The organism is Paraburkholderia sp. BR13444, assembly GCF_040948755.1.
Classification (GTDB): Bacteria; Pseudomonadota; Gammaproteobacteria; order Burkholderiales; family Burkholderiaceae; genus Paraburkholderia; species Paraburkholderia youngii.
On sequence record NZ_JBFPKM010000018.1, the window covers coordinates 38749 to 63582 of the forward strand.

The window sequence follows — 24834 nt, forward strand, 5'->3', positions numbered from 1 at the left end:
TCGAGTCGCCAAGCGCGGTCAGAACTCACCGACGTCTTCAGGCCTTTCTGCTCCGCACGACCCGCTTGAGCCAGATGCCCGGTGCATAGACCACCGGGCAACTCGCATACAGAAACATCCGAATCCGCAGCCCGAGCTTCACGCCGGCGCTGCGCGTCACGAGGCCGATGCGTTCGCCCAGGCTGCGCGCTTCGAACATCGCATGGATGAACTGCTCGCGCGCGAGCTTCGGCGCCATCGCCGCGCGCATGCGTTCGCCGACGCCGGCGATCTGAGCGTCGCGCTGCAGCTGCGCAAGTTCCGCGAGTCCGTAGCGATTGCTCTGCCGCATCCGCGCGATCAGCTCGTCGACCGACTGGTAGCGACGCTTGCGCGAGAGTCCGCCGCGCCGGTAGCGCACCAGCGGCTCGCGCAGACTGATCGCGCCGCCCGACAGGATCGCGCGCAGCACCATGATCTGATCCTCGGCCGCGGCGCCCGGCAGCATCGGCCCGAAGCGCTCGATCAGGCGTCGCGACCACGTATGCGCGGCGCCGATCAGCCACGGACGCTCGACGAGCCAGTCGTCGAAGCTGCGATAGCGGTCGAGCTCGGTCGGGCTCACGCGCTCGTGCACGTGACCCGTTTCGTCCATGTCGGCGAGATCGGTCGCGATCAGGTCGGGGCGGCGCCCATGCGCGAGCCAGCAGTCGACGACGCGCTCGCAGCGCTCGGGCGCCGACATGTCGTCGCCGGCTGCGATGAACAGCAACTCGCCCTGCGCCAACTGCGCGAGTTGCGACAGGTGCGCGCTGATGCCCTGGTTCACCATATTGCGCCGCGCGATCACGCGATGCGGCCCGCTGTAGCCGGCGAGCGCCGCTTCGATCGCGGCGTAGGTCGCGTCGCGGGACGCGTCGTCGGAGACGATGATTTCGAGCGGCTCGTAGGTTTGCGCGAGCGCGCTGCGCACGGCGTCGCCGATCTGCTCTGCCTGGTTGTAGGCGATCACGAGCATCGAGACGAGGGGGCGGGCGGTGTCGGCGGTTGGAGGGGGTGCGAGGTGCGCCAGGCTATCGGTCATGGAGTCGGGGAGAAAGCGATTGGCCTAGATTCTAGCCGCTGACGGCCGCGCCGCGCGACGCGCACGGCAAACCCGAGCCCCCGCGAGCCGAACCCGGCGAAATCCATCCTTTACAATTGCCGCTGCCCCGAAACTGCGCACCCAAGGACTCGTCCGCGCGTGCGCCTCACCGAGACCGATCCTTGTCAGAGCCGACCCTCGACCCGAACCAGCGGCCCCTCACCGACATCGCGCTGACCGCCCAGGCGCTGAAGAACAGCGGCGGCGCCGAGCGCTACACGCGCGACGTGATCGCCGGCCTGCATCGGCTCGGTCTGCGCCCGACGCTGTTCGCGCGCGAGATCGACGAGGCGCTTCCCGAGGCCGCGTGGATCGATGCCCAGCCGCTCAACGTGCGCTGGGCGCCGCGCAAGCTGCGCAACCTCGCGTTCGACTGGCGTCTGAAGCAGCGTTTGAAGCGGCATCGTCCGGCGTGCGTGTTCTCGATCAATCACTCGACGCATGCCGACGTCGCATTGTGCGGCGGAACGCATCCGGGTTCGCTCGAAGCCGCGGGCCGCACCGCGCGCCGCAGCGACGAATGGCAAATCGAGCTCGAGCGGCGCGTCTACACGCGGGCGCGCGCGATCGTCGCGCATTCGCAATTGATGAGCCGCGAGTTGCAGCGTTTCTATCACGTGCCGGCAGCGCGCATCGACGTGCTCTATCCGCCCGTCGACACCGCCCGCTTCAAGCCGCTCGACGCCGCCGCGCGCGCGGCCGTGCGCCGCCAGCTCGGCGTGCCCGACGATCGCGTGATGTTCGTGTTCTCGTCGACGAGCCACGAGCGCAAGGGCTATCCGTTGCTCGAAGCGTTTTTCTCGGGCACGACGCTACCGGTCTGTCTCGTCGTCGCGGGCCGCCCGGTGCCCAAAACTGGCGACACAATTCGTTACGCGGGTTACAGCAAAGAGATCGAAAAGCTGTTCGCGGCCGCCGATTTCACGGTCGTCGCGTCGGTGTACGAGCCGTTCGGGCTCGTCGGTGTCGAGTCGGTGATGTGCGGCACGCCGCTCGTGATCGCCGACAACGTCGGCTCGGCGGAGACCGTGACCGGCGCCGCGAAGATCGAGTTTTCGCGGCAGTCCGAGGGCAGTTTCGAGCGCGCGATCGGGCAGGCGGTCGAGCGCGTGAAGAGCGGCGCCGCGCGCATCACTGCACCGCGCGACAGCCTCGTGTACGACCCGAGCGTCGACGCGCACGTCGCGGCGCTTTACGAGGTGTTCACGCGAGGATGAGGGCGGCGCTCCGCGCTCGGGCAGCCGCTTCTTGTCGAATCGGAATCAATCGCGCGGCTGCGTTTCGCGCACGAGCGCGGCGGGCGTCGGCGCGGCCGGCGCTTCGCTGCGCAACTCGCGCTTGCGTGCATCGATCATCGCCAGCAGTGTCGCTACCAGCAGCGCGAGCAGTACCGTCACCATGACCGGCACCAGCACGTCGATAGTGAGCCCGAAGATCACCGTGCTCGACGCGACCGCCAGACCCGAATACGACGCGGCGCGAATCACCGGGTCGCTCGCATGCCGGTGTCGCCAGAAATACACCGTCATGCCGTAGTAGAACAGCAGCAGGCAGATCACGCCGACCGCGCCCATCTCGGCCAGTGTCGAGAAGAAGTCGCTATGCGCGCGTTCGTTGACGATCTCGGCCTTCACCTCGCCGCGCTTGGCCATCGCGCCGAGTTCGTTGACCAGATGGCCCTTGCCGACGCCCCACAGCGGATGCCGCTCGACGATCATCCGCGATGCGTTCCACAGTTGCAGGCGCAGACCGGTGGCCGTGAAGTCTTCGCCCTTGTGCATCATCGATACATCGTTCGGCACTTCGGCGAAGCGCTTCTGGACCCGTTCGGTCGACAACAGCCCCCCCGCGCCGATCACGATCACGAGCGTCGCGACCAGCAGGCGCTTTTTCCGGGTGAACCAGTGGTACTGCATGCCGAGCAGCACGACGAACACCGGCACCGCGAGCCAGCCGCCGCGCGAGCCCGACAGAAACGACGCATAGCCGCCCGACACCAGCGCGAGCACGCGCGGCACGAGCACGCGCCAGTCGCGCGGATTGTCCCAGCCGAGCGTGAATACCGACAGGAACGCGAGCAGCAGCGCGGTATCGCCGAACGGTATCGCGTTAGTGTACGAGTTGTTCAGACGGTTCGCATCGGTCCAGCCGCCGGGCGGCTGATTGATGATCGCCCATGCGCCGACCGCGAGCGCGCCGGCCGCACAGCCCCAGCCGATCATGCGCAGATTGCGCGACGGCAATTGGCGCAGCAGCAGGAACACCAGCAGCGCGAACACGAAGCGCGCGACCGAGTCGAGTTCGCGTGGCAGCCAGTAGCCGAGCGCCAGCTGCTGCGCGCCGATCCCGACGACGAACGCGAGCATGCCGATCGTGAACCAGCGATAGGTGCGCAACGCGGAGAAATAGCCCGGCATGCGCCGGTTGACGATGGCCGCGCCGAGCGCGAGCGCGACGAGTACGAAAAAACAGTAGCCGGTGCCGCCGCGCCACATCAGATTGACCGCGGGCGCGAGAAACAGCAGGGCCGACGTGAGCCAGACCAGACTGGAAGCAAAAATCATAGGTCTACGTTATCGATGAGCACACTACCGTTCCGGTGGTGAAATTGCAGGGGACGCCGGACCATTTGAGGTTTTCAAGACGGCAGAGCGATCCGGATTATAACCATGCGCTACCTTGCGGAATGCTTGCTGCCGCACGCGGTAAGGTACCGTCGGCCCCCGGTATTCGGCGTGGCGGCGGCACGCGGCGCCTGTCGTGCGCGCAGGCGGGGGGCGGTACAATCGCGCGACATTCATGGCCTGCGCGCGGCGCATGCCGCGCCCCGCGCCCAGCTCAACGGACCGACTCGATGTTCTCAATCATCATCCCGACCTGGAACAACCTGCCTTATCTGCGCCTCGTGATCAAAAGCCTGCGCCGTCATTCGACGTATCCGCACCAGATCATCGTGCACGTCAACGACGGTTCGGACGGCACGCTCGCGTGGGTGCGCGACGAGGGCATCGAGCATACGGCGTCGCCGGGCAATATCGGCATCTGCCACGCGGTCAATATCGCGGCGGCGCGCGCGACGCAGGACTACATCGTCTACATGAACGACGACATGTACTGCTGCCCGGGATGGGATGAAGCGCTCGTCAAGCGTCTCGCGCAGATGCCGGCCGACAGGCTGTTCATGTTGTCGGGCACGATGATCGAGCCGGTCGATTCGGGCAATCCATGCGTGGTCGTACGCGACTTCGGCCGCGATGCCCAGGTGTTTCGCGCCGACGAGCTGGTCGCTGCCGCGCCCAGTCTCGTGCGTGCCGACTGGCGCGGCGCGACGTGGCCGCCGACGCTCGTGCATCGCGACTGGTGGTTCAAGGTGGGCGGCTACAGCAGCGAGCTGAGCCCCGGCATGAGCAGCGACAACGATTTCTCGATGAAGCTGTGGGACGCGGGCTGCCGCGTGTTCGTCGGCGTCGGCGATAGTCTCGTCTATCACTTCCAGCAGAAGAGCACCGGCAAGATCGTGAAGAACGACGGCCGTCGCCAGTTTCTCAACAAGTGGGGGATGACCCAGGCGACGTTCGACCGCTATTACCTGCGCCGCGGCACCGCCATCGACGGTGCGCTCGCGGTCAGCGAGCCGGAGCGCACCGGTCGGCTGCGCCGGGCGCTGCTGAAGTCGCGCATCAAGCGCGCGTTGGGCTGACTGGCGCCGAACCGAAAACGGCGGCTCGACGCGCTGCGGGTGTCGCTGCGGGTGTCGCTGCGGGTGTCGCTTCGGGTGTCAAACGCCGCCCGTCACGAGCGGCAGCACCGTCAAGTCCGGATGCGTGCCGTCGACGATGCTGCGTCCCACGTGCACCGCTTCGTAGAGCGCGTCGTCGACACTCGCGAAGCTCTCCTCGCCATCCGCGTGAAACGGCACCGCATGACCGGGAAGCTGGGGATTGGCGCCCGGATGACAGACGTAGCCTAGATACGTGTAGCGACTCTTTTGCGTGGCCGCGTCGGCGGCATGCGCCGGGTCCGGCGGGTCTTTCGGAACAGGTGACACGTGTATCTCGAAGCCCTCGTATTGCACCGTTTGCCAACTTGCGGTTTGGTCGGCCATGACCGCCTCCGTCTAGGTCTGTCCTGTCCAAAAGTCTAGGTGATTTGCCGCCAAAACGCGCGGCTGCGCGGGCCTGTAGTCGGAAGATTTTTGCTTTGTTTCCGAAAATCGGGAGTATCCACGATCGCGTCGGCCAGAACGCCCCGGCTGGTTCTCGTCGGATAAAATGCTGCGCTTTGCCTAAATCCGACTTCGCTCATGTGGTTCAAAAACCTTCAGCTGCACCGTCTGCCCGCTCCGTGGTCCGTCACCCCTGAACAGATGCAGAAGTGGCTCGCGCCGTACGCGTTCGCGCCCGGCCAGAGCGTCGAGATGCAGGCCCAGGGGTGGGCGCCGCCGCGCGACGGCGACTCGCTCGTCTACGCGATGAACGGTCAGATGCTGCTGACCTTCCGTGCCGAGAAGAAGCTGCTGCCCGCGTCGGTGGTCACCCAGATCACGCGCGAGCGCGCGGCCGAGCTCGAGGAGCAGCAGGGCTTCAAGCCGGGCCGCAAGCAGATGCGCGACCTGAAGGAGCAGGTCACCGACGAGTTGCGCCCGCGCGCATTCAGCATCCGCCGCGATACGCGCGTGTGGATCGATTGCACGAATGGCTGGCTCGTGATCGACGCGGCGTCGCAGGCGCTCGCCGACGATGTGCGCGGTCTGCTCGTCAAGTCGATCGACCGGTTGCCGCTGATGACGGTGCGCGTCGCGCAGTCGCCGGTCGCGGCGATGACCGGCTGGCTGCTCGACGGCGACGCGCCGGCGGGTTTCACGCTCGATCAGGACACCGAGCTGCGTTCGCCCGCCGGGGGCAACGCGACGGTCCGCTATGTCGGACATGCGCTGGACGCCGAAGACATGCGCCGCCACATCGAGGCAGGTAAGCAATGCATGCGGCTGGCGATGACGTGGAACGATCGCGTGTCGTTCGTGCTGACGCCGTCGCTGACGATCAAGCGCATCGCGCCGCTCGACGTGCTCAAGGAAGCGAGCGATCCGACCGCGCAGAACGACGACGAACGCTTCGATTCCGACGTCGCGCTGATGACGGCCGAACTCGACCGCATGCTGCGCGATCTGATCGATGCACTCGGCGGCGAGCAGGGCGAGCAAGGGTTCGCGTTGCCGCAGGCCGTGGCGGCTTGAGCGTCAGATTCTCGTGCTGTCGAGCGCTTCGACGAGGGTCCAGTAAGGCGTGATCGAGCGCAGACGGATCGGGTAGATCCGCTGCAGCAACGCGAGCGTCGCGTCGCTATCGGTGAGCTGATAGATGCCCGACACGCGCAGATCGGCGACGTCGGCGGCACAGCGCAACACGCCGGCGTGATAGCGCGCGAGTTCATCGACGAGGTCCGCGATACGCATGTCGTTCGCGTAGAGCAGGCCACGCGTCCACATCGCCTCGCGCGGGTCGAGCGTGAGCGGCGCCGCGATGCCGTCGCGCGTGAACCTGCACCATTGGCCCTGCGTCAGCATCAGCGCCGCGGTCGCTGCCGGCGTCGCCAACGCGTCGCCGCGAAACGCAGCCACGCGCGTGAAACCATCCCGTTGCTGCACACTGAACTGCGCGCCACGCGCTTCGACGACGCCTTCGGCCGTTTGCACGAGTAAAGGCGCATGAGTCGTTCGGGTGCCAGCGGTGCCGCGGACATCGCTCACGGGCCGCACCATGATTTCCCCTTCAAGCAGATGAACGCGCCGAACGTTCGCTTCGAACGCGACGTCGATCGCGCTCGCGCTGCCCAGCGTGATCTGGGAGCCATCCGCGAGCAGTATGTCGTGCAGTTCGCCGGTCGCGGTGCGGAAGTCGGCGGTCCATGTGCGCCATGGCGGGCGGCTCGCGAGCCAGCCCGCGGGCGCGGCGATGGCGAGCCACGACAGCGCCTTCAGCGCGCGTCGCCGTCCCGCCGATACGCCGACAACCCCCGCGTCTTCGCGTAGCGCGGTGCCGGCTTCGCGCCGCAATTCATGATTGGCCTGTCTTTCCGTATTCGGCTCGCAAAGCATTTTGATTAAATGTGCTGCATTCTGAACGCAATTGACAGATGTGATTTATCAATTGAATTTTGCAAATCACATTTAACAATTCATGCCTATTGAATTGACTATTTCAGGTTGAATGTGAACCTGAGTTCACATCGGGGTTGCGCACGCATACCCGGTAATTTCAGATCAGGCAGACACATTGTCACCGATACAAAAAAACTGCGCCATGCGTGTGACTTTACTTTTTCATGAATGTTTAGCCGTGAAATACGGCCAATTGCGCCGCAAGCGAACGTAGCCTTTTCGTCATGAATTACAGTGTGCCGGGTTTGGCTGACCGGTGTGTGAAGCCGGCTGAAACTATTCGCTGGGCCACGCGGATCATCGCCGTCCTGCGCGCGGGCGAGTTCCCGGTTGCGCTGCAACCTGTCATGCATCATGACTTCCGTTCGAGCATCAACCCCGGTAAAACTCCGTGCGCTGCCGCACCTTCGATGCAGACGAAAAAACGACAGCCGTATCAAAGGCTTGCGGCTTTTCCCGGGAAGTTATGCACAGATTTGCCAACAAAAACTGTGGGTAACTTTGCGCGTGTCGTCGTGCGTCGAAGCGCGGTCAGTCTTCGAGCGCCCACGCGCGCTTGCGGCGCAGCAGCGCCGAGCCGATCGATACCGCGGCGCCGATGCCGCCCATCGTCAGCGACAGCGCGACGATCAGTGGGCCCGTTTGCGTACGAGCGGAGAACACGCCGACCAGCAGGCCGGCGAGCGGCTGCGTCAGATTGTTCAGCAAAATCGCGACGCCGATCGTCTTGCCGTAATCCTCGGGCGGAATGATCTGCAAACGCGCGCTGCGGATGTACACGTTGAACATCTTGTCGAAGCCGACGATCAGCAGAAAGCCGAGCGCATAGCCCCACGGCGACGCGCTCGCGCCCGCGATCACGCCGCCCGCGCAGATCGTCACGAACGCGACGAGACCGAGCACGCGCGCGGGCCAGCCGGCGCGCGCCACAGTCAGCAGCACCAGCACCGTGGCGACTGCGCCGGCCGTTTGCAAAGCTGCGTAGTAGCGATTGGATTGCGCATGCAAGCCCGTCACCATCGCCGCCGATGTCGCGAGCGTGACACCGATGACGAGGTTCTCCGCGGCCGCGAGCATGATGACCTTTTTCAGGCCCGGCAGCGTCCACACGTGCTTGAGCGCGATGCGCAGCGGCGTGCTCCAGCGAGCGGCGCGCGCGAGCGATTGAGCGGACCCGGGCGAGCGCGCGCGAAAACCGCTCAGTCGCTGCCAGACCAACAGCGCCGCGTCGGCGCACAGAAACAGCACGCCGGTCGCGGCGACCACCCATTCCCAACGCCACACACCGAGCAGCAGCGCGGCGAGCATCGGCCCGAGCACAAAACCGAGCTGGTCGGCCAGTTGCGAATAAGCGAGCACTTTCTGGATCTGCTGCGTGCTGAAGATCTGCGGCAGCATCACCTCGCGCGCGACGAGCCCCTGGCTCGTCAGCACGCCGCACGCGGCCGACAGCGCGATCAGCCAGCCGATGCCGCCGAACAGCGCATACGCGGCGATGCCACCGAAGCACGCGAGTGCGCGCACTGCCTGGCTCAGCCGCATCAGACGCAGCGGCGGGAAGCGGTCGCAGAGCGCGCCGAAGAATGGGAACACGAGGTAGCGCGGCAGCGTCTCGATGAAGAACGCGAGGCCCGACCACGAGACCTGGCGCGTCGTTTGATAGACGACGAGCGGCACCAGAAAGAGCAGGATCTGATCGGCGAGACGCGCGATGAACAGCGAGCAGAAGAACGCCTGATGGTTGACGCGCACCGTGGTTGTCTCGTCGTGTTTGGGGTCAGTCCGATCCTATCAAAAGATCGCGCAAGCGAGGGAAGGCGGGGCGCTCGCTGCCGAGGCGGTCCTACTCGCCGCGATACGCCTGTTCCAGCGGCGCGATATCGAGCTTGACCATCTTCATCATCTGCGCCATCACGCGGCTTGCCTTCGCGCGATCCGGATCGCGCAACATCTGCAGCAGCACGTTCGGCGTGATCTGCCACGACACGCCGAAGCGGTCCCGCAGCCAGCCGCAGGCCACCGGCTCGCCGCCGTCGAGCAGCTTCGACCAGTAGCGGTCGACTTCTTCCTGCGAGTCGCAGTGAACCATCAGCGAGATGGCCGGCGTGAATTTATATTGCGGGCCACCGTTCAGCACCATGAACTCCTGGCCTTCGATTTCGAAGGTGACGGCGACGACCTCGCCCGCCGGTCCGGGGCCGGCGTCCGTGGAGTGCAGCGTGGTGGCGATGCGCGAAGCCGGAAACACCGACGTGTAGAACTCCGCGGCTTCTTCCGCATTGCCGTCGAACCACAGGCACGGCGCGATTTTCTGCATGGCGTTGCTCCTTCGGGACGGGTGTCGGTGGGGCCGGGCGTGCGTTCGCCCGACGCCCACCTTCAGCTCACTTCTTCTCTTGGGACGAACAATCCATCGCGGCCATCGCCTTCTGGATTTCCTCGGTGCTAAGGTCGCGCTTGTGCGTCGCGAGCGACCAGCTGTGGCCGAACGGGTCTTTGACCTGGCCATAGCGGTCGCCCCAGAACATATCGGTGACGGGCATCGTGACGGTCGCACCTGCGTCGACCGCCTGTTTGAAACTTGCGTCGACGTCCGGTACGTAGTGGTGAATCGTGACCGGCGTGCCCTTCAGCGTGTTCGGGCCGAAGCTTTGGTGCTCGGGCCATTCGTCGGTCAGCATCAGCATCGAGTCGCCGATTTTCAGGGTCGCGTGCATCACCTTGCCGTCGGGGCCCGGCAGACGGACCTGTTCGACGGCGTTGAAGGCTTTTGTGTAGAACGCGATCGCTTCGGCGGCGTTCTTGCAGATCAGGTACGGCGTGAGTGAGTGCATCCCTTCCGGGATCGGTTTGACTGCGGCGCTGGACATGACGGTGACTCCTTGAAGTAACGGTTCCTCAGTGGAAAGACCGGCTGCGTGAGCTGGGTCTTCAACGTTACGACGAGTTCGTGACCGTTGGATCGACACTCCGGGAAAAATATTTTCGGGCCCGGGCGAGGGTAAGTCGCCGTTGTCATTCACCCCGCCGGATTGTCCTCGTCCGCAGGCGGCGCGGACGACGGCGCCACACTGCCGGCCGGTGCGCCGAGGATGCTGATCTGGAACGTCCGCGTCGCGGCGAGCGACTGCAGCGTCGCGTCCTCGGCGATGCGCTCGTCGAGCGGCAGGATTACCGAGCCACCGATCACCGCGCGCCGGCTGTTGTCTGCCGGACGCAGGCCCCACACGTCCTGATAGACGACCGGGACCGTGGCGCCGTTGCGCGTCGTGTTGCCGAGGTACAGCATCACGTGGCCGCCGATGTAGATCAGCGTGCGCAGCGGCACGCCATGCCGCGCCAGATAGTCGAGCCGCTCGGCGGGCGTCGAGTCCGACAGATCGATCATGCGGCCGGCGCTCATCTGCGTCGACGAATGGCGCGGCAGCCACACGCCGAACGCCGCGAAGATGCTTTGCAGTTCCGACGAACAATCGTTGTAGAGGCCGCTGTTTCCCCAGCCGTACGGCCGGCCGATCAGCGCCTTCAACAGCATCGCGAGATGGCGCAGTGTCGCGGTGAGCGGCATCGGCGTGATCTGCGTGGTGTTGAGCGACGCGGTGCGGATCAGCGCGCGGCCGTCGACGTCGCGCGCGGGAACGAGTAGCTGGAGCGCGCCTGCGTTGGTGCTGGTCGCGGCTGGCGATGCCGAGCCACCCGTCAGCAGCGGCAGCATCGTCCCGGCCGGCGCGTTGAAGCGGAATACGTCGCGGCTGTCGTTGACCGCCGCCGACGCGGCGATCACCGCGCCCAGCGACTTGCCGGCCGCCGTGCGCCATTGATCGATGAAACGATCGTCGGCGAACGCCACGCCGTCGCTGCGCACCCAGCCCTGCACGTCGGGCGTCTGCACGTAATGCCATGCACCGTCGACGCTGCCGCCGAGCACATAGAGCGGCGTACCCGGCCGCACCGCCGAAATCTGCAGGTTGTCGAACGGATAGCCTTCGCCGGCCAGGTGACGGTCGTAGAACGACGGATCGGTGGTTGGCAGTTCGCGCACCATCAGGTTGCCGGTCGCGATCGCGCGCCGCTCGGGCTGATACACCGGCGCTTGCGTGAACTGAGCGACGTTGATGTTGCGGGCGATCGCGTCGATCCACGCCTTGTCGTGCGGCCGGAAGTTTTCGCCGTAACCGATGACGCCGCCATGCTTGCCGGTGTTGTCGAACTTGTCGATGCGGCGCTGTTGCAGTGCGGCAATGTCCTCGCCCTGTTCGCCATACACGCGTGCGCTCACCCAGGCGGGGTTCCATGGCGACGGCGCGTTCTCGCCCGTGCCGAAGTAGCGCGCGAACAGCGCGTCGAAATGTGCGTGCTGCTCGGCGGCGCTGAGAAACGGCCTATCGTAGTCGGGGCTGTTCGGATCGAGCCAGTTATCGACGTTCTGGTCGTAATGGGCGAGCGGAAACAGCGTGACGTTGTCGACGAAAGCGTGCGTACCATGCGGCGGCGTTGGCGTGCCGCACGCGACGAGCATCGGGACGGCGGCGCATAGCATGGCGGTGCGGCAGGCACGGCGGGAGAGAACGGCGACTGACATAAGGATTCGGCGTGTGACGTGCAAGGCCACGATGATACGGTGTCGGCGATACCTGCGGCGCATTGGATGTTTGGCGGTGGCGCGCGCGGCATCCGCTACACTCGCTTTGTCCGTCCACCCGCGCGTTGCCACGCGCTTCAATCGACAGGGAGCACGCTATGAAAACCAGCGCACGCAATCAGTTCAGCGGTGAAATCACTGACGTCAGGCACGGTGCCGTCAACGACGAAGTCACGCTGCGCACGTCGGACGGTCTCGAGATCGTCGCGATCATCACGCACGGCAGCGCGAAATCGCTCGGGCTCGCGGCTGGCAAGCAGGCGTTTGCGCTCGTGAAGGCATCGTCAGTGATCGTGATGGTCGATGTCGCGAAGCACCAGGTGTCGGCGCGCAACTGCGTCGAAGGGACCGTCGCGGCCGTGACGAAGGGCGCGGTCAATTCGGAAGTGACGATCAGTGCAGGTGGCGCACAGATCGCGGCGATCATCACGAACGACAGCGTGGAGCGTCTTGGCCTCGCGAGCGGCAAGACGGCGACGGCGATTTTCAAGGCGTCGAGCGTGATTATTGGAATCGATCAGTAGCAGGCCCAGGCCTCTGGGACGGTACTCAGCGAGCTCTCACTGATCTCGTAGCGCGCGAACGATGATGCCGTCCCATCCAAACACAATCCTGCGAGCGTCCATCCGGAAAACCGCAAAACAATTGTCGCTATCTACGACAACAGTTGTAGCGGGCAATCCGGTTTCATTTACGCGAAGCCCGAACTGATTCTTCAACGCCGAAAGTGTGTCGATTCGTTTGACGGTAAAACCTGTGTTCGGCTGGCAGGTTTCCCTGTCGAAGCTCATGGATTGCGGCGTAATCGTCATCGTCATGCCGAGAATCCTTTTTGCTTCGGGGATGCCACCAGAAATATCGGCGTAGTCAACTACATCGGTCACGACCCAATTGCCGACGAAATCATTGATTGTCGCGTGTGGTGTTTGTGCCGCGCACACGCTCGCCGAGGCGGTCAGTGTGAGAGCCACGTATGCAAAAATCTTGTGGCCTGTCATTGTGCGGACTGCCGGAAGGGCGCGGATTCTCGTTGGCGGCGGCTCGTTAGTCCCCGGCTTCTCTTCGCAGGACCGATCTTTCGGCCATTGCGATCGCGCGGGGTAATCATCACATTGAGCATCATTTTTTCTGCGACGGCTGTCATGTCTTCGGTATTTACGGGACTTGGCGCGTCGCGTGTGTTCTCGAATATCTTAAAAAAGAAATCGAATGAAGTGGGTAATGTAGCAAAAACGGAGGCGAAAAAAGCCGATTGGTTTAATTCAATGCGCAATGAATATTGACGGCATCCGCGCGCGGGGATTGCGCTTGCTTTAAACTTTGCCGTTCACCATCCCGCTCTGCTCACGGACACCGTCATGTTCGAAGTCTCCTCCAACTCGCATCTGCCGAAAGCCGCGCAATATGAAGAACTGGTTGCGCAGGCGCGCGCGCTCCTGGCCGGCGAAACGGACTGGATCGCCAACGCCGCGAACTTCTCGTCGTTGGTCTTTCATTCGTTGAGCGATCTGAACTGGGCCGGCTTTTACTTTCACGACGGCCGCGAACTGGTGGTCGGCCCGTTCCAGGGCAAGCCCGCGTGCGTGCGCATTGCACTCGGCAAGGGCGTCTGCGGTACGGCCGCGCAAACCCGTCAGACCCATGTCGTGCGCGACGTGCGCGAGTTTCCCGGTCACATCGCGTGTGATTCGGCGTCGCAATCGGAAATCGTCGTGCCGCTCGTCGCGCCCGACGGTACGCTAATCGGCGTATGGGACGTCGACAGCCCGATCATCGCGCGCTTCGACGCGGAGGACGCGAAGGGCATGGAAGCGTTGTGCGCGGTGTTCATCGAGGCAGCGCTGCCGCGCGGCGTGTAACGTCGCGAATCGCGCCGAGCACGGCGCGCAGCATTGAAGCGCAGATCGTCCATCTCAATTTTTGAGACGCTCCAGCGCATCTTCTTGATGCCGTCGAGAGCGACGTCCGGATAGCAAGTCGCGTACCGCATCTTGCGACGGAGGGACAGGAACGGGTCGTGCTTGCTCTGCATCGGTATCGATCAAGCGGATCAAGCCGACGATGAACGACTCCCTCTACCGTTTCTTTCATCTTCAGCCGTCACTGCTCGTCACGCTGACACACGACGTCGTTCATATCGCGATTGCCGTGCTGATCATCGGGGTCGGCTGGTGGTTGTCGAACCGCGTTGGCGCGATGTTCGCGAAGGCGCTCGCGCGCACGCACGCGGACCCGACCCTCGCGCCGATGCTCGCCGCGATGGGCACGTGGGCCATGCGCGTGCTCGCCTTCATCGCGGCGCTCGGTGAAGTCGGCATCGCGACCGCGAGCGTATTAGCCGTGCTAGGCGCGGCTGGCCTCGCGATCGGCCTCGCGCTGCAAGGCACGTTGCAGAACATCGCGGCCGGCATGATGCTGCTGTTGCTCCGACCGTTTCGCGTCGGCGACGTGATCGAAGGCAGCGGCGCCGCGGCTGGCATCGTCCGCGAGGTGGGGCTCTTCACGACGCGGATCGAACGCGGCGACGGCAACATCGTGTTCGTGCCGAATAGCCAGATCTGGAGCAATCCGGTGATCAACTACAGTTGTGGCGGCACGCAGCGCATCGAGGTCGACGTGGAACTCGCGCAGCGCAAGGACGTGGATGCGGCGATCGGGCAACTGCAGAAGCTCGTGGCCGACGAGCCGCGTGTGCTGAGCGGTTCGACGCTTGCACCGGTGGTGTCGGTTGCGGATTATCCGGCGGATGGCGGCGCGACGTTAAGGATCGCCGCGTGGGTCAGGTCGCCGGACGCGTCGTTGGCTGGCGGCGATCTGCAACAGAGGGCGCAGTCTGTGCTGGAGCAGGCGGGGTGTGAGGTGGCGGCTTAGGCCTCGAGAGGTTCGGGTTTAGGGTTTCGCGGCATGGCATACGGCCTCGATGCGATTGCCGGCCGGGTCGATCAGAAATGCGGCGTAGTAGCCGGGGTGATAGTGGGGCCTCAAGCCAGGTTGGCCGTCGGATTTGCCGCCGGTCGAGAGTCCCGCTTTGAAGAATGCATCGACGTGGTCGCGGGACTGCGCTTTGAAGCACCAGTGACGTTTGTTTTCTGTTATTTCATTTGGATCGAGATACACGGCCAGATAGGTCGATGAGGTGTCGTCGATCGTGCAACGCTCGCCGTAGCCTAAGGCGGTGGGACGGTCGAAGACTTTGCTCGTGCCGAGAGCTGACATGATGGCGTCGTAGAAAGGGCGGGCTGCCTCGATGTCGGGAACGCCGATCGATACGTGATCGAGAAGCTGCATTAGATGTCTCCCTCTGGAAGTTGCGCTGAGTTTATACGTTCGACTCGTTACAACAGGCATTTCCAAACTCAATCGCCGGGGTCTTGTTCCATTGGGGTGGGGCCGGCTCATGCCACAATCTGTCTGGACTCCAGCGCGCTTCGACGCGCGCATGGCGATGCTTTATTGGTTCCGCGTGGTCGACCAGCAAACTAAAGAGTGTCATCGATTGTTTCGGTTCTATCGCGCTGTCTCCAGCCTTATGCTACATATACCCGTTTCAAATCGATCTGGCGGGCTGACGCATGTTGATGGGGTTGCAGACCGATGGCGATTGACTTCAAAGCTGGGGCCAACCGAAACTGCAAGCTTTACACGCGCCACGAATATCGTGGCAACACGAGGAGCGACGAGGCGCGCGCCGGCCGTCAGATCATTCTTTCGGCACGCTCGTGGGAGCTGACGCGCGACGCACGCCAGCTAGCGCAGCTCACCGGCTTCATGCGAAGCGTACGTGTCCGCGGGTCCGCGAGCGGTCCCGCGCCGGAGCAGTTGATCCGTGCGCTACAGTCCGCCGTCGAAAGCGGCGATGTGATCGCAGTCGTGTCAAAGCGGCAAGCTTCGGGCGCGAACGGCGCTCCTGGCGAACAGGAAATCCGGCCGTACTATGCGACCGTCACGCCGTCGCAGCTATTCCGGCGGGCGGTGCCCGTTGAGAGTGTCGGGCGCTCGCTACAGCGGCCGAAATTGCCGAGACTGGCGGCTGACGATGGCCTCGCGATCTGGTTCGCCCGCCCGGGCGACATGTTGCCCGATGGAACGATTGCTACGCCGGTATCAACGCCGCTTGGCGATGCGCAGGCGTTCGACTATCAGCCGGATATGCCGGCGGGCGTTTCCTTCGAGATCGCCAAGACTCCAAACAATGGCGAGCCGGGCACGTGGTACACGAATGCGGGCAGCGGGCAGATGCGTCTGTACGGGGACGATGGGAAGGCGGGTGTCGATTTTGATTTTGACCATGACCATGGTCAAGGCATCCCTCACGCGCACAATTGGGATCGCGGAGTACGAGGCCCAGGCCTACCTTTTTCCCTGTTGCCGTGAGTTTTATGGGAGCTTATATGGACACGGGTACATACACCGATATTCGGAACGTTACGGACTTTCCAAGCTTTCACGACGCGGAGCTAGTTGGGATTGACCATGATCCCCTCGCACGTGCCTTGGAACTTCGCTTTCGCCGGGTTGGCGGTGAAGTCGAAGAGCTAAGATTTTCTGGCGTGATCGGGCAACGCATGATTGATTTCGCCGGGCAGAATGTCGTGTCCAGGCTTTTGATCTCGCCGCGGTACGCGTTTTCGCTCGCGGAGATTCGGATGTGGATCCAGTGGATCGATAGTCGCGACGACTCGAAGGGGGCCACGCTCAGCGAGCAGAAGGGTGATGAGTACGTCCAGAAACTGAGGGCTGGAGCTCGCCTGTTATTTGTTCTCGAGCCGTCGTGTGGTGCTGAAATGGCCGTGCTTTGCGAATCACTTTCGCTAAAGGCGAGAATCTGAATCGAGTGCTGACAAGAACATCGAAAAGCTGATGCGGGCACTGCGCCCGGACCGGTATGAATGATCCGGCCTGATCCGGGGCAATGCCTACATCAGCACAATATCGTACTGCTCCTGACTCAAATTCGACTCCACCTGCAACGACACCGGCTTGCCGATGAAATCGATCAGCATCGCCAGATGCTGCGACTCTTCCTCGAGAAACAGATCGATCACCTGCTGCGAAGCGACCACGCGAAACTCGCGCGGATTGAACTGCCGTGACTCGCGCAGAATCTCGCGCAACACGTCATAGCACACCGTGCGCGCGGTCTTCACCTGCCCCTTGCCCTGGCAAACCGGGCACGGTTCGCATAGCACATGCGCGAGCGACTCACGCGTACGCTTGCGTGTCATCTCGACGAGCCCGAGCTGCGAGAAGCCGTTGACGGTCACCCGCGTGCGATCGCGCGACAACGCCTTCTTCAATTCCCCTAGCACCTGGTCGCGATGCTCGGCGTTTTCCATATCGATGAAATCGATGATGATCACGCCGCCCAGATTGCGCAGCCGCAATTGCCGCGCGATGGTATGCGCGGCCTCGAGGTTGGTCTTGAAGATCGTGTCGTCGAAGTTGCGCGCGCCGACGTAACCGCCTGTGTTCACATCGATCGTCGTCATCGCCTCGGTCTGGTCGATCACGAGGTAGCCGCCCGACTTCAGGTCCACGCGACGCGACAGCGCGCGCTGAATCTCGGCCTCGATGTTGTACAGATCGAATAGCGGCCGCTCGCCGGTGTAGTGATGCAGCTTCGACGATACCGCCGGCGTGAACTCGGCCGCGAAATCGGCGAGCATCTGATGCGTCTCGCGTGAATCGACCTGGATGCGCGACGTTTCATCGTTGACGAAATCGCGCAGCACGCGCTGCGCGAGATTCAGATCCTGGTAGAGCAGGCTGGTGGGCGGCATGCGCTGCGCCTGCGACAGAATCGTCGCCCACGTTTTGCGCAGATACGCGACATCGGCGGCGAGCTCTTCGCTCGTCGCATCCTCGGCGATCGTGCGCACGATGTAGCCGCCTTTCTCGTCGGCGGGCAGCACGGCGGTCAGTCGCGCGCGCACGGCCTCGCGCTCGGCCTCGCTCTCGATCTTCTGCGAGATGCCGATGTGCGGTTCCTGCGGCAGATAAACGAGCGTGCGCCCGGCGATGCTCACTTGCGTGGACAGCCGCGCGCCCTTCGTGCCGATCGGGTCCTTGACGACCTGCACCATCAGCGTCTGACCTTCGAAGACGATTTTTTCGATCGGCTGATGCGGTGCTTGATGTTGCGCTTCGCCGGCAATGCGCGGATGCCAGATGTCGGCGACGTGAAGGAACGCAGCGCGTTCGAGGCCGATGTCGATGAACGCCGATTGCATGCCAGGCAGCACGCGCACGACCTTGCCGAGATAGACATTGCCGACGCGCCCGCGCGACAGCGTTCGTTCGACATGAAGTTCCTGGACGGCGCCCTGTTGAACGAGCGCGACGCGCGTTTCCTGCGGCGTGACATTGATCAGGATTTCTTCATTCATGGTGTTGTTCTAGAAGTCGATGCGCGCTGCACGCAGGAGGGCAGCGGTTTCAAAAAGCGGCAAACCCATGATACCCGAATAGGACCCGTCTATATGCTCGATAAACTCCGCCGCGCGTCCCTGCACGCCATAGGCACCCGCCTTGCCGAGCGGCTCTCCGCTCGCCGCATAGCGACGCAACGCGTCTGCGTGCACTGCAGCAAAACGCACTTTCGATACCGACAACGCCGCCGGCAGCAGCGCGCCGTCGGCATCGACCACGGCGAGCGCGGTCAGCACTTCGTGCGTGCGGCCCGCGAGGCGCGTGAGCATCGCGACCGCATCGTCGGCGTCGATGGGCTTGCCGAGAATCGCGTCGTCGATCGTGACGGTGGTGTCGGCGACGAGGATCGGCCGCACCGCGTGACCAGCGGCCACGAGACGCGCGCGCGCCGCATGCGCTTTCGCAATGCATACGCGCCGCACGTAATCGCGCGCGTGTTCGCCGGGCCGTTCGGCTTCGAGCGCTTCGGCGTCTTCATCGGGGCGCGGCAGCAGCAATTCGAAACGCACGCCGAGCTGTTGCAGCAACTCCTGGCGGCGCGGGCTTTGCGAGGCGAGGTAGACGAACGGATGCAGCGAAGCAGAGGGCGTGGGCATGAACGGGTCTCGATGGAGCGGGGAACGGATGGCGTGGCGGCGGTGAACGCGGATGGGCGTGGAAGAGCGGGCGGGGCGAGCTTGATTCGGCGACGCGATCGTTGCGCCGAATCCATTCATGGCATCGATGCGCGGCGCGTCGGGCGCATCATCGCATGAAGTGGCGGCAATGCGTTCAAGAAGCGTATCGACCAGAGCACCCGCGACGTGCCATCAACAACGAACGGTTGCCAGGCGTCGCCGCGCTGGCTCCGGCACTCACGCGCGATGATACGGGTGATTTTGCGTGATGGTCCACGCACGGTAAAGCTGTTCGGCCAGCAGCACGCGCACCATTGCGTGCGGCAGCGTGAGGCTCGACACGCGCAGCATCATATCGGCGCGTGCTTTCAGCTCGGGGTCGAGACCGTCCGCGCCGCCGATCAGAAAGGCCACGTCGCGGCCGTCCTGCTGCCAGCCCGGCAACGCGCCCGCGAGCTGCATCGTGGTCCAGTCCTTGCCGCGTTCGTCGAGCGCGACGATGCGCGCGTTCTTCGGCAACGCGGCTTCGATCTTCTGCCGCTCGGCGGCCATCACGCTTTCGGCCGAACGGCCCGACGAGCGCTGCTCCGGTTTGATCTCGCGCAGCTCGATGCGCAGCTCGGGCGGCATGCGCTTCGCGTATTCGTCGAAGCCGGTCGCGATCCAGTCCGGCATCTTGTGGCCGACGGCGAGGATATGCAGTTTCATTGCGACGAAAGTAGCGGTGTGGCCGACACGGCCCGCTTACTTGCGGCGCGCGCCGGTCTTGCGCGCGGGCTTCGCGGCAGGCAAATCCTCGTCTTCCTCGTCGTCGGGCTCGCTTGCACGCGCGCCGCCGAACGGACTCGGCGTAGACAGCTTGATGCGCACCGGCTTGTCGCCCCAGATTTCCTCGAGGTTGTAATACTGGCGCAGCGCCGGCTGCAGGATGTGGACGATCGCGTCGCCGCAATCGACCAGCACCCATTCGCCGATGTCCTCGCCCTCGGTGCTGACGATCGCGCCGCCGGCTTCCTTCACGCCTTCGCGCACGCTCGACGCGAGCGCCTTGGTTTGCCGGTTCGACGTGCCACTCGCGACGATCACGCGATCGAACAGCGAGGTCAGGTGGCTGGTGTTGAACACTTTGATGTCTTGCGCCTTGACGTCTTCGAGAGCGTCGACGATTACGCGCTGCAGTTTGCGAATATCCATGGAGTTACCGGTCGTACAGATGATGTTGAAGAATATAGTCCCACACCGCGGCGGGGACGTGACTCGTGGCCTGATCCTGGGCGGTGTCGCTCGCACCCGCGTGAACCAGCCGCTGGTTGACCTGCTCGCGCAGATGCGCGCGAATGTCGGTGGCCGAAACGTTGAACGCGAGCGTCGTGTCGATCAGCAGATGGCCGCAGGGCGTGGCCTGCAGCACCTCGGCTTTCGCGCGGCGCGCGGTGATTTCCCTCGCCACCGCGGGGGCGACCGACGCGAGGTCGAAGCCGGGCCGCGTGGCCGCGCCGATATGCGCGAGTTCGAACAGGCGCCGCCAGTCGCGCCACGTGTCGAGATGCACCAGTTGATCCGCGCCGATCAGCAGTGTGATCGATGCGTCGTCGCCTTCGCGCTCCCGCCAGCGTTGCAGCGTGTCGACCGTGTAGGTCGCGCCTTCGTGCTCGATTTCGTCGGTCGCGACGCGCACCGTCACGCCGGGGATCGCGAGCGACGCGGCCGCCGCGCGCGTCATTGCGAGTCGATGTTCGGCGGGCGATACGTCGGCTTTCTGCCACGGCTGGCCGGCCGGCAGCAGCACCAGTTCGGTCAGCCGCAGCACGTCGGCGAACCGCCGTGCGAGCGCCAGGTGACCGTCGTGGATCGGATCGAAAGTGCCGCCCAGAAGACCGATCCGGCGGGGCAGCGCGACAGGGTGAGCGTTCGGCTTCAGGTGAGGATCCTTTGTCGTGACCGTAAGCGACACGGGTGGCGCGTCACACCCACTCGCGCGGCACGAGGAAATCGCTGTACAAGCGAGCTTCCGGCGTGCCCGGCTCGGGGTGCCAGTTGTAGCGCCAGTTCGCCACGGGCGGCATCGACATCAGGATCGATTCGGTGCGTCCGCCGCTCTGCAGCCCAAATAGTGTGCCACGGTCGAAGACCAGATTGAACTCGACGTAGCGCCCGCGCCGGTAGGCCTGGAACGCGCGTTCGGCTTCGCCGTAGGGCGTATTGCGGCGCCGCTCGATGATCGGCAGGTACGCCTTGAGAAAACCTTCGCCGACGCTTTTGAGCATCGCGAACGATTGCTCGAAGCCGGGCGCCGAGAAATCGTCGAAGAAAATCCCGCCGATGCCGCGCGCCTCGTTGCGGTGCTTCAGGAAGAAATACTCGTCGCACCAGCGCTTGAAGCTCGGGTACAGGTCCGGGCCATATGGCGCGAGCGCGTCGCGGCACACCTGATGGAAATGCCGCGCGTCCTCTTCGTAGCCGTAGTAGGGCGTCAGATCCATGCCGCCGCCGAACCAGAACACCGGCTCTTCGCCTTCCCTGGTCGCAATGAGCAGGCGCACGTTCATGTGCACGGTCGGGCAGTGCGGATTGTGCGGGTGCAGCACGAGCGACACGCCCATCGCCTCGAAACCGCGCCCGGCCAGTTGCGGCCGCGCGGCGCTCGCCGAGCCCGGCAGCGCGTCGCCGGCGACGTCCGAGAAGCCGATGCCGGCGCGCTCGAAAAACTTGCCGCCTTCGAGAATCCGCGTGACGCCGCCGCCGCGCAGCTTCTCGCCGGGTCCGCGCTGCCATGCGTCGGTCGCGAATGCGGTGCCGTCGAAGGCGCCCAGCGTGTCGGCGATATGCGATTGCAGGCCTTGCAGCCAGTTGCGCACGGCTTGTGCGTCGTAGCTCGAATTGCTCATGAATGCAGGTTCTTCGAAAGAGGGCGACGGCCGCGTTCGCGCCGGGTTGGCTGCCGGGACGCTCGGACCGCGCATTCGGATGGCACGGACGCAGTAGACGGATGGAGAAAGCGGCTTGCCGCTTCGGTCGATCCGCGGGCTCCGTGCCCGTCTGTCGCGACGAGCGCGAAAAATGCAGTGTAGCGCGCGTCGTGCCGCGCGCCCGCGGCGCGCTGTCGCGCGTGGGCGCCGCTCGCACGGCGCCCGGCAGTACCGCTTATTTGCCGTCGTGCTTGCGATTGAGCGCGCGATAGCCGATGTCGCGGCGGTACTGCATGCCGTCGAAGGCGATCTGGTTGATCGTGTGATAGGCGGCCGCCTGCGCGGTGCGCACCGAATCCGCCAGACCGACGACGCACAGCACGCGCCCGCCCGAGGTAGTCAGCTTGCCGTCCGTCAGCGTGGTGCCGGCGTGGAACGTGACCGAATCCGCGGTTTCGGCGGGAATGCCGTTGATGCGGTCGCCCTTCCTCGGCGTGTCCGGATAGTTGTGCGCGGCGAGCACGACGCCGAGCGCGGTACGGCGGTCCCATTCGAGCTCGACGGTGTCGAGCGTGCCGGCGATCGCGTGTTCGACCACTTTCGAATAGTCGCCCTTCAGACGCGCCATGATCGGCTGCGTTTCGGGGTCGCCCATCCGGCAGTTGAATTCGAGCGTCTTCGGGTTGCCTTGCGCGTCGATCATCAGGCCGGCGTACAGGAAGCCGGTGTAGCGGATGCCTTCCTTCTCCATGCCGCGCACCGTCGGCAGGATGATTTCGCGCATCACGCGCGCATGCAGCTGCGGCGTGACGATCGGCGCGGGCGAGTAGGCGCCCATGCCGCCCGTGTTCGGGCCCTGGTCGCCGTCGAGCAGACGCTTGTGATCCTGGCTCGAAGCGAGTGCGAGCACGTGCTTGCCATCGACCATCACGATGAAGCTCGCTTCCTCGCCCGCGAGGAACTCCTCGATCACGACGCGCGCACCGGCGTCGCCGAGCTTGTTGTCCGACAGCATCATGTCGACCGCGGCGTGCGCTTCTTCCAGCGTTTGCGCGACCACCACGCCCTTGCCGGCGGCGAGGCCGTCGGCCTTGATCACGATCGGCGCGCCCTTGGCGTCCAGATACGCGTGCGCGGCGGCGACGTCGGCGAAGGTTTCGTATTCGGCGGTCGGGATGCCGTGGCGCTTCATGAACGCCTTGGCGAAATCTTTCGAGCTTTCGAGCTGAGCGGCTTCTTTGGTCGGCCCGAAGATCTTCAGACCGCGCGAGCGGAACAGGTTGACGATGCCTGCCGCGAGCGGCGCTTCCGGCCCGACCAGCGTGAACGCGATCTGTTCTTTTTCGACGAAATCGGCGAGCGCGGCCGGATCGGTGATGTCGACGTTGAGCAGACGCTCATCCTGAGCGGTGCCGCCGTTGCCGGGCGCGACGTAGACGAGCTGAACCCGCGGCGATTGCGCGAGCTTCCATGCCAGCGCATGTTCGCGACCGCCGGAACCGACGACGAGTAACTTCATGTGAATCCCCGAGACTTAAAAACCATAAACGGCCGAGCGCTGTGCTCGGCCGTGCAATAAACCATCGACAGCAAGGGCAAACGATGCGAAAGCCCGGCGCGCCATTACTCGCCGGCGATCGACGCGTTTGTATAGACTTCCTGCACGTCGTCCAGATTTTCCAGCGCGTCGAGCAGCTTCTGCATTTTCACGGCGTCGTCGCCGGTGAATTCGACTTCGGTCTGCGGCTTCATCGTGACTTCGGCCAGTTCGGCCTTGAAGCCCGCCGTTTCGAGCGCTGTCTTCACCTTCGAAAAATCGTTCGGCGGGCACAGCACTTCGATACTGCCGTCCTCGTTCGTCACGACGTCGTCGGCGCCCGCCTCTAGCGCGGCTTCCATCAGCGAGTCTTCGGCGGTACCGGGCGCGAACAGGAACTGGCCGACGTGATCGAACATGAACGACACCGAGCCGTCCGTGCCCATGTTGCCGCCGTTCTTCGAGAACGCGTGACGCACTTCCGCGACCGTGCGGGTGCGGTTGTCGGTCATCGTGTCGACAATCACCGCCGCGCCGCCGATGCCGTAGCCTTCGTAGCGGATTTCCTCGTAGTTCGCGCCTTCCGCGCCGCCGACACCGCGCTGGATCGCGCGGTTGATGTTGTCCTTCGGCATGTTGGCGTCGTACGCCTTGTCGACCGCGAGCCGCAGACGCGGGTTCGAGTCGATTTCGCCGCCGCCCATACGCGCCGCGACCTGGATTTCCTTGATGAGCCGCGTCCAGACCTTGCCGCGCTTGGCATCGGCCGCTGCTTTCTTATGCTTGATGTTGGCCCATTTCGAATGACCCGCCATACTTTTCTCCGTCGCGCGCGCCAGCGGGGCGCACGCATAGTGCAATTGTCGTTGCGATGTCGGGCGCCTCGCGGGTTGCGCCTCGCGTGTCGTGTCCCGATCCCAAACCGTCAGGTGAAAGGCTGCCGGCCGCTCGTGCTCGTTGCTCGCGCTTGTTGCTCGGCTTGGCCCGTCGGCGCGGCCACTCCAGCCGCCAATCTCAGCCTGGCCGTTCCCGCGCGTCGTTCCACGCTTGCTCGCCGGCAGGCGTTCGAGCCGGTTCATGCATGAGCCGCGGCCCAAGCGGGGCCGCGGGGCGGCAGCGCGATGGAAGCGGGGCAGCTTGCGCGGCCAGGCGCCGCATGACCTGATGCGAAGGCGCGGGGCGCCGGTCGAAATTGCAGACGGTGGTGCGTGTGATCGTGCGAGTCGAGCCGCTCATCGAGCGGATTCGAATTTTATCACGCCGCGAGGGTGCGGCAGAGGGGGCCGCGGCGCGAAACCGGCCGCAAATGCAATGAAATCGAAGCGAAAATGAATGGAGGCGGCGCGGATGTGTCACCGGGACGGCCGGATGCCGTCGCAAGCGGGGGCGGCTTTAGGGCAGGGACACTGCCGAGCCA

General features: G+C 64.4%; 26 protein-coding genes. 8 read left to right on the forward strand and 18 right to left on the reverse strand.

The window, feature by feature from the left end; translation table 11 throughout:
* Nucleotides 1-37 precede the first annotated feature (37 nt).
* Complete coding sequence (locus AB3X95_RS33020) at nt 38-1063, reverse strand: glycosyltransferase family 2 protein (protein WP_176121266.1); 1026 nt, start codon at nt 1061-1063, stop codon at nt 38-40.
* 182 nt (nt 1064-1245) lie between these two features.
* On the opposite strand from AB3X95_RS33020, the gene AB3X95_RS33025 reads away from it, so the two are divergent.
* Entirely contained in the window at nt 1246-2340 is a 1095-nt protein-coding gene (locus tag AB3X95_RS33025) for a glycosyltransferase family 4 protein (RefSeq protein ID WP_176366921.1), read from the forward strand.
* A gap of 45 nt (nt 2341-2385) precedes the next feature.
* Here the strand turns inward: AB3X95_RS33025 and AB3X95_RS33030 are convergent, their stop codons facing one another.
* The gene (locus AB3X95_RS33030) at nt 2386-3687 is read right to left on the reverse strand and encodes an O-antigen ligase family protein (protein WP_368623490.1); all 1302 of its coding nucleotides are present in this window, start codon (nt 3685-3687) and stop codon (nt 2386-2388) included.
* 290 nt (nt 3688-3977) lie between these two features.
* Between AB3X95_RS33030 and AB3X95_RS33035 the strand changes: the two genes are divergently transcribed.
* Complete coding sequence (locus AB3X95_RS33035) at nt 3978-4823, forward strand: glycosyltransferase family 2 protein (protein ID WP_176109175.1); 846 nt, start codon at nt 3978-3980, stop codon at nt 4821-4823.
* Between the two features lie 78 nt (nt 4824-4901).
* Here the strand turns inward: AB3X95_RS33035 and AB3X95_RS33040 are convergent, their stop codons facing one another.
* Entirely contained in the window at nt 4902-5228 is a 327-nt protein-coding gene (locus AB3X95_RS33040) for a hypothetical protein (RefSeq protein WP_176109174.1), read from the reverse strand.
* 198 nt (nt 5229-5426) lie between these two features.
* On the opposite strand from AB3X95_RS33040, the gene AB3X95_RS33045 reads away from it, so the two are divergent.
* On the forward strand, nt 5427-6359 hold the full coding sequence (locus tag AB3X95_RS33045; protein WP_368623491.1) for a recombination-associated protein RdgC: 933 nt from the start codon (nt 5427-5429) through the stop codon (nt 6357-6359).
* Between the two features lie 3 nt (nt 6360-6362).
* On the opposite strand, the gene AB3X95_RS33050 is transcribed toward AB3X95_RS33045, so the two are convergent.
* The 5 genes from AB3X95_RS33050 to AB3X95_RS33070 form a co-directional block, all read right to left on the reverse strand.
* Nucleotides 6363-7220 (reverse strand): FecR family protein, encoded by an 858-nt coding sequence (locus AB3X95_RS33050; protein WP_176366916.1) that lies wholly within the window; start codon nt 7218-7220, stop codon nt 6363-6365.
* A gap of 594 nt (nt 7221-7814) precedes the next feature.
* A complete protein-coding gene (locus AB3X95_RS33055) occupies nt 7815-9035 on the reverse strand; it encodes an MFS transporter (protein ID WP_176366915.1) in 1221 nt (406 codons plus the stop codon).
* A 91-nt stretch (nt 9036-9126) separates the two neighbouring features.
* Nucleotides 9127-9600 (reverse strand): VOC family protein, encoded by a 474-nt coding sequence (locus tag AB3X95_RS33060; protein ID WP_176109171.1) that lies wholly within the window; start codon nt 9598-9600, stop codon nt 9127-9129.
* 67 nt (nt 9601-9667) lie between these two features.
* Complete coding sequence (locus tag AB3X95_RS33065; RefSeq protein ID WP_176366914.1) at nt 9668-10153, reverse strand: VOC family protein; 486 nt, start codon at nt 10151-10153, stop codon at nt 9668-9670.
* Nucleotides 10154-10302: 149 nt separating this feature from the next.
* Nucleotides 10303-11865 carry an SH3 domain-containing protein gene (locus AB3X95_RS33070; RefSeq protein ID WP_368623492.1) on the reverse strand — a complete coding sequence of 521 codons (1563 nt, stop codon included), beginning with the start codon at nt 11863-11865 and terminating at the stop codon, nt 10303-10305.
* Between the two features lie 158 nt (nt 11866-12023).
* On the opposite strand from AB3X95_RS33070, the gene AB3X95_RS33075 reads away from it, so the two are divergent.
* Nucleotides 12024-12449 (forward strand): molybdopterin-binding protein, encoded by a 426-nt coding sequence (locus AB3X95_RS33075; RefSeq protein ID WP_368623493.1) that lies wholly within the window; start codon nt 12024-12026, stop codon nt 12447-12449.
* A gap of 36 nt (nt 12450-12485) precedes the next feature.
* Here the strand turns inward: AB3X95_RS33075 and AB3X95_RS33080 are convergent, their stop codons facing one another.
* On the reverse strand, nt 12486-12923 hold the full coding sequence (locus AB3X95_RS33080) for a hypothetical protein (protein ID WP_176121274.1): 438 nt from the start codon (nt 12921-12923) through the stop codon (nt 12486-12488).
* A gap of 360 nt (nt 12924-13283) precedes the next feature.
* On the opposite strand from AB3X95_RS33080, the gene AB3X95_RS33085 reads away from it, so the two are divergent.
* Complete coding sequence (locus AB3X95_RS33085; RefSeq protein WP_368623494.1) at nt 13284-13784, forward strand: GAF domain-containing protein; 501 nt, start codon at nt 13284-13286, stop codon at nt 13782-13784.
* 202 nt (nt 13785-13986) lie between these two features.
* A complete protein-coding gene (locus AB3X95_RS33090; RefSeq protein ID WP_368623495.1) occupies nt 13987-14796 on the forward strand; it encodes a mechanosensitive ion channel family protein in 810 nt (269 codons plus the stop codon).
* An 18-nt stretch (nt 14797-14814) separates the two neighbouring features.
* On the opposite strand, the gene AB3X95_RS33095 is transcribed toward AB3X95_RS33090, so the two are convergent.
* Nucleotides 14815-15213, reverse strand: a complete 399-nt coding sequence (locus AB3X95_RS33095) for a VOC family protein (RefSeq protein ID WP_368623496.1) — start codon at nt 15211-15213, stop codon at nt 14815-14817.
* A 570-nt stretch (nt 15214-15783) separates the two neighbouring features.
* Here AB3X95_RS33095 and AB3X95_RS33100 point away from each other — a divergent pair.
* Complete coding sequence (locus AB3X95_RS33100) at nt 15784-16299, forward strand: hypothetical protein (RefSeq protein ID WP_368623497.1); 516 nt, start codon at nt 15784-15786, stop codon at nt 16297-16299.
* A 17-nt stretch (nt 16300-16316) separates the two neighbouring features.
* A complete protein-coding gene (locus AB3X95_RS33105; RefSeq protein WP_368623498.1) occupies nt 16317-16754 on the forward strand; it encodes a hypothetical protein in 438 nt (145 codons plus the stop codon).
* 87 nt (nt 16755-16841) lie between these two features.
* Here AB3X95_RS33105 and rng read toward each other — a convergent pair whose 3' ends face one another.
* The 8 genes from rng to AB3X95_RS33145 form a co-directional block, all read right to left on the reverse strand.
* Complete coding sequence (rng, locus tag AB3X95_RS33110) at nt 16842-18311, reverse strand: ribonuclease G (protein WP_013088887.1); 1470 nt, start codon at nt 18309-18311, stop codon at nt 16842-16844.
* Between the two features lie 9 nt (nt 18312-18320).
* Nucleotides 18321-18950: a nucleoside triphosphate pyrophosphatase gene (locus tag AB3X95_RS33115; protein ID WP_368623499.1), complete on the reverse strand. Its 630-nt coding sequence runs from the start codon at nt 18948-18950 to the stop codon at nt 18321-18323.
* Between the two features lie 258 nt (nt 18951-19208).
* The gene (rlmH, locus tag AB3X95_RS33120) at nt 19209-19679 is read right to left on the reverse strand and encodes a 23S rRNA (pseudouridine(1915)-N(3))-methyltransferase RlmH (RefSeq protein WP_008919684.1); all 471 of its coding nucleotides are present in this window, start codon (nt 19677-19679) and stop codon (nt 19209-19211) included.
* A gap of 36 nt (nt 19680-19715) precedes the next feature.
* Nucleotides 19716-20165 carry a ribosome silencing factor gene (rsfS, locus tag AB3X95_RS33125; protein ID WP_176121279.1) on the reverse strand — a complete coding sequence of 150 codons (450 nt, stop codon included), beginning with the start codon at nt 20163-20165 and terminating at the stop codon, nt 19716-19718.
* A gap of 4 nt (nt 20166-20169) precedes the next feature.
* Nucleotides 20170-20925, reverse strand: a complete 756-nt coding sequence (locus tag AB3X95_RS33130) for a nicotinate-nucleotide adenylyltransferase (protein ID WP_184227646.1) — start codon at nt 20923-20925, stop codon at nt 20170-20172.
* A gap of 10 nt (nt 20926-20935) precedes the next feature.
* On the reverse strand, nt 20936-21859 hold the full coding sequence (hemF, locus tag AB3X95_RS33135) for an oxygen-dependent coproporphyrinogen oxidase (RefSeq protein WP_368623500.1): 924 nt from the start codon (nt 21857-21859) through the stop codon (nt 20936-20938).
* 256 nt (nt 21860-22115) lie between these two features.
* Nucleotides 22116-23399, reverse strand: a complete 1284-nt coding sequence (gene purD / locus AB3X95_RS33140) for a phosphoribosylamine--glycine ligase (RefSeq protein WP_176121282.1) — start codon at nt 23397-23399, stop codon at nt 22116-22118.
* A 104-nt stretch (nt 23400-23503) separates the two neighbouring features.
* Nucleotides 23504-24232 (reverse strand): YebC/PmpR family DNA-binding transcriptional regulator, encoded by a 729-nt coding sequence (locus AB3X95_RS33145; protein ID WP_176121283.1) that lies wholly within the window; start codon nt 24230-24232, stop codon nt 23504-23506.
* Nucleotides 24233-24834 lie beyond the last annotated feature (602 nt).

What these genes read in the sequence shown, in the direction of transcription:
- AB3X95_RS33020 (WP_176121266.1), bottom strand. Translation starts at nt 1,063, where the DNA reads ATGACCGATAGCCTGGCGCACCTCGCACCCCCTCCAACCGCCGACACC.
- AB3X95_RS33095 (WP_368623496.1), bottom strand. Translation starts at nt 15,213, where the DNA reads ATGCAGCTTCTCGATCACGTATCGATCGGCGTTCCCGACATCGAGGCA.
- hemF (WP_368623500.1), bottom strand. Translation starts at nt 21,859, where the DNA reads ATGAGCAATTCGAGCTACGACGCACAAGCCGTGCGCAACTGGCTGCAA.
- AB3X95_RS33060 (WP_176109171.1), bottom strand. Translation starts at nt 9,600, where the DNA reads ATGCAGAAAATCGCGCCGTGCCTGTGGTTCGACGGCAATGCGGAAGAA.
- AB3X95_RS33085 (WP_368623494.1), top strand. Translation starts at nt 13,284, where the DNA reads ATGTTCGAAGTCTCCTCCAACTCGCATCTGCCGAAAGCCGCGCAATAT.
- AB3X95_RS33075 (WP_368623493.1), top strand. Translation starts at nt 12,024, where the DNA reads ATGAAAACCAGCGCACGCAATCAGTTCAGCGGTGAAATCACTGACGTC.
- AB3X95_RS33030 (WP_368623490.1), bottom strand. Translation starts at nt 3,687, where the DNA reads ATGATTTTTGCTTCCAGTCTGGTCTGGCTCACGTCGGCCCTGCTGTTT.
- rlmH (WP_008919684.1), bottom strand. Translation starts at nt 19,679, where the DNA reads ATGAAACTGCATATCCTCGCCGTCGGCCACAAGATGCCGGACTGGATC.
- AB3X95_RS33065 (WP_176366914.1), bottom strand. Translation starts at nt 10,153, where the DNA reads ATGTCCAGCGCCGCAGTCAAACCGATCCCGGAAGGGATGCACTCACTC.
- AB3X95_RS33050 (WP_176366916.1), bottom strand. Translation starts at nt 7,220, where the DNA reads ATGCTTTGCGAGCCGAATACGGAAAGACAGGCCAATCATGAATTGCGG.
- AB3X95_RS33145 (WP_176121283.1), bottom strand. Translation starts at nt 24,232, where the DNA reads ATGGCGGGTCATTCGAAATGGGCCAACATCAAGCATAAGAAAGCAGCG.
- AB3X95_RS33040 (WP_176109174.1), bottom strand. Translation starts at nt 5,228, where the DNA reads ATGGCCGACCAAACCGCAAGTTGGCAAACGGTGCAATACGAGGGCTTC.
- AB3X95_RS33105 (WP_368623498.1), top strand. Translation starts at nt 16,317, where the DNA reads ATGGACACGGGTACATACACCGATATTCGGAACGTTACGGACTTTCCA.
- rng (WP_013088887.1), bottom strand. Translation starts at nt 18,311, where the DNA reads ATGAATGAAGAAATCCTGATCAATGTCACGCCGCAGGAAACGCGCGTC.
- AB3X95_RS33045 (WP_368623491.1), top strand. Translation starts at nt 5,427, where the DNA reads ATGTGGTTCAAAAACCTTCAGCTGCACCGTCTGCCCGCTCCGTGGTCC.
- AB3X95_RS33080 (WP_176121274.1), bottom strand. Translation starts at nt 12,923, where the DNA reads ATGACAGGCCACAAGATTTTTGCATACGTGGCTCTCACACTGACCGCC.
- AB3X95_RS33035 (WP_176109175.1), top strand. Translation starts at nt 3,978, where the DNA reads ATGTTCTCAATCATCATCCCGACCTGGAACAACCTGCCTTATCTGCGC.
- AB3X95_RS33090 (WP_368623495.1), top strand. Translation starts at nt 13,987, where the DNA reads ATGAACGACTCCCTCTACCGTTTCTTTCATCTTCAGCCGTCACTGCTC.
- purD (WP_176121282.1), bottom strand. Translation starts at nt 23,399, where the DNA reads ATGAAGTTACTCGTCGTCGGTTCCGGCGGTCGCGAACATGCGCTGGCA.
- AB3X95_RS33115 (WP_368623499.1), bottom strand. Translation starts at nt 18,950, where the DNA reads ATGCCCACGCCCTCTGCTTCGCTGCATCCGTTCGTCTACCTCGCCTCG.
- AB3X95_RS33070 (WP_368623492.1), bottom strand. Translation starts at nt 11,865, where the DNA reads ATGTCAGTCGCCGTTCTCTCCCGCCGTGCCTGCCGCACCGCCATGCTA.
- rsfS (WP_176121279.1), bottom strand. Translation starts at nt 20,165, where the DNA reads ATGGATATTCGCAAACTGCAGCGCGTAATCGTCGACGCTCTCGAAGAC.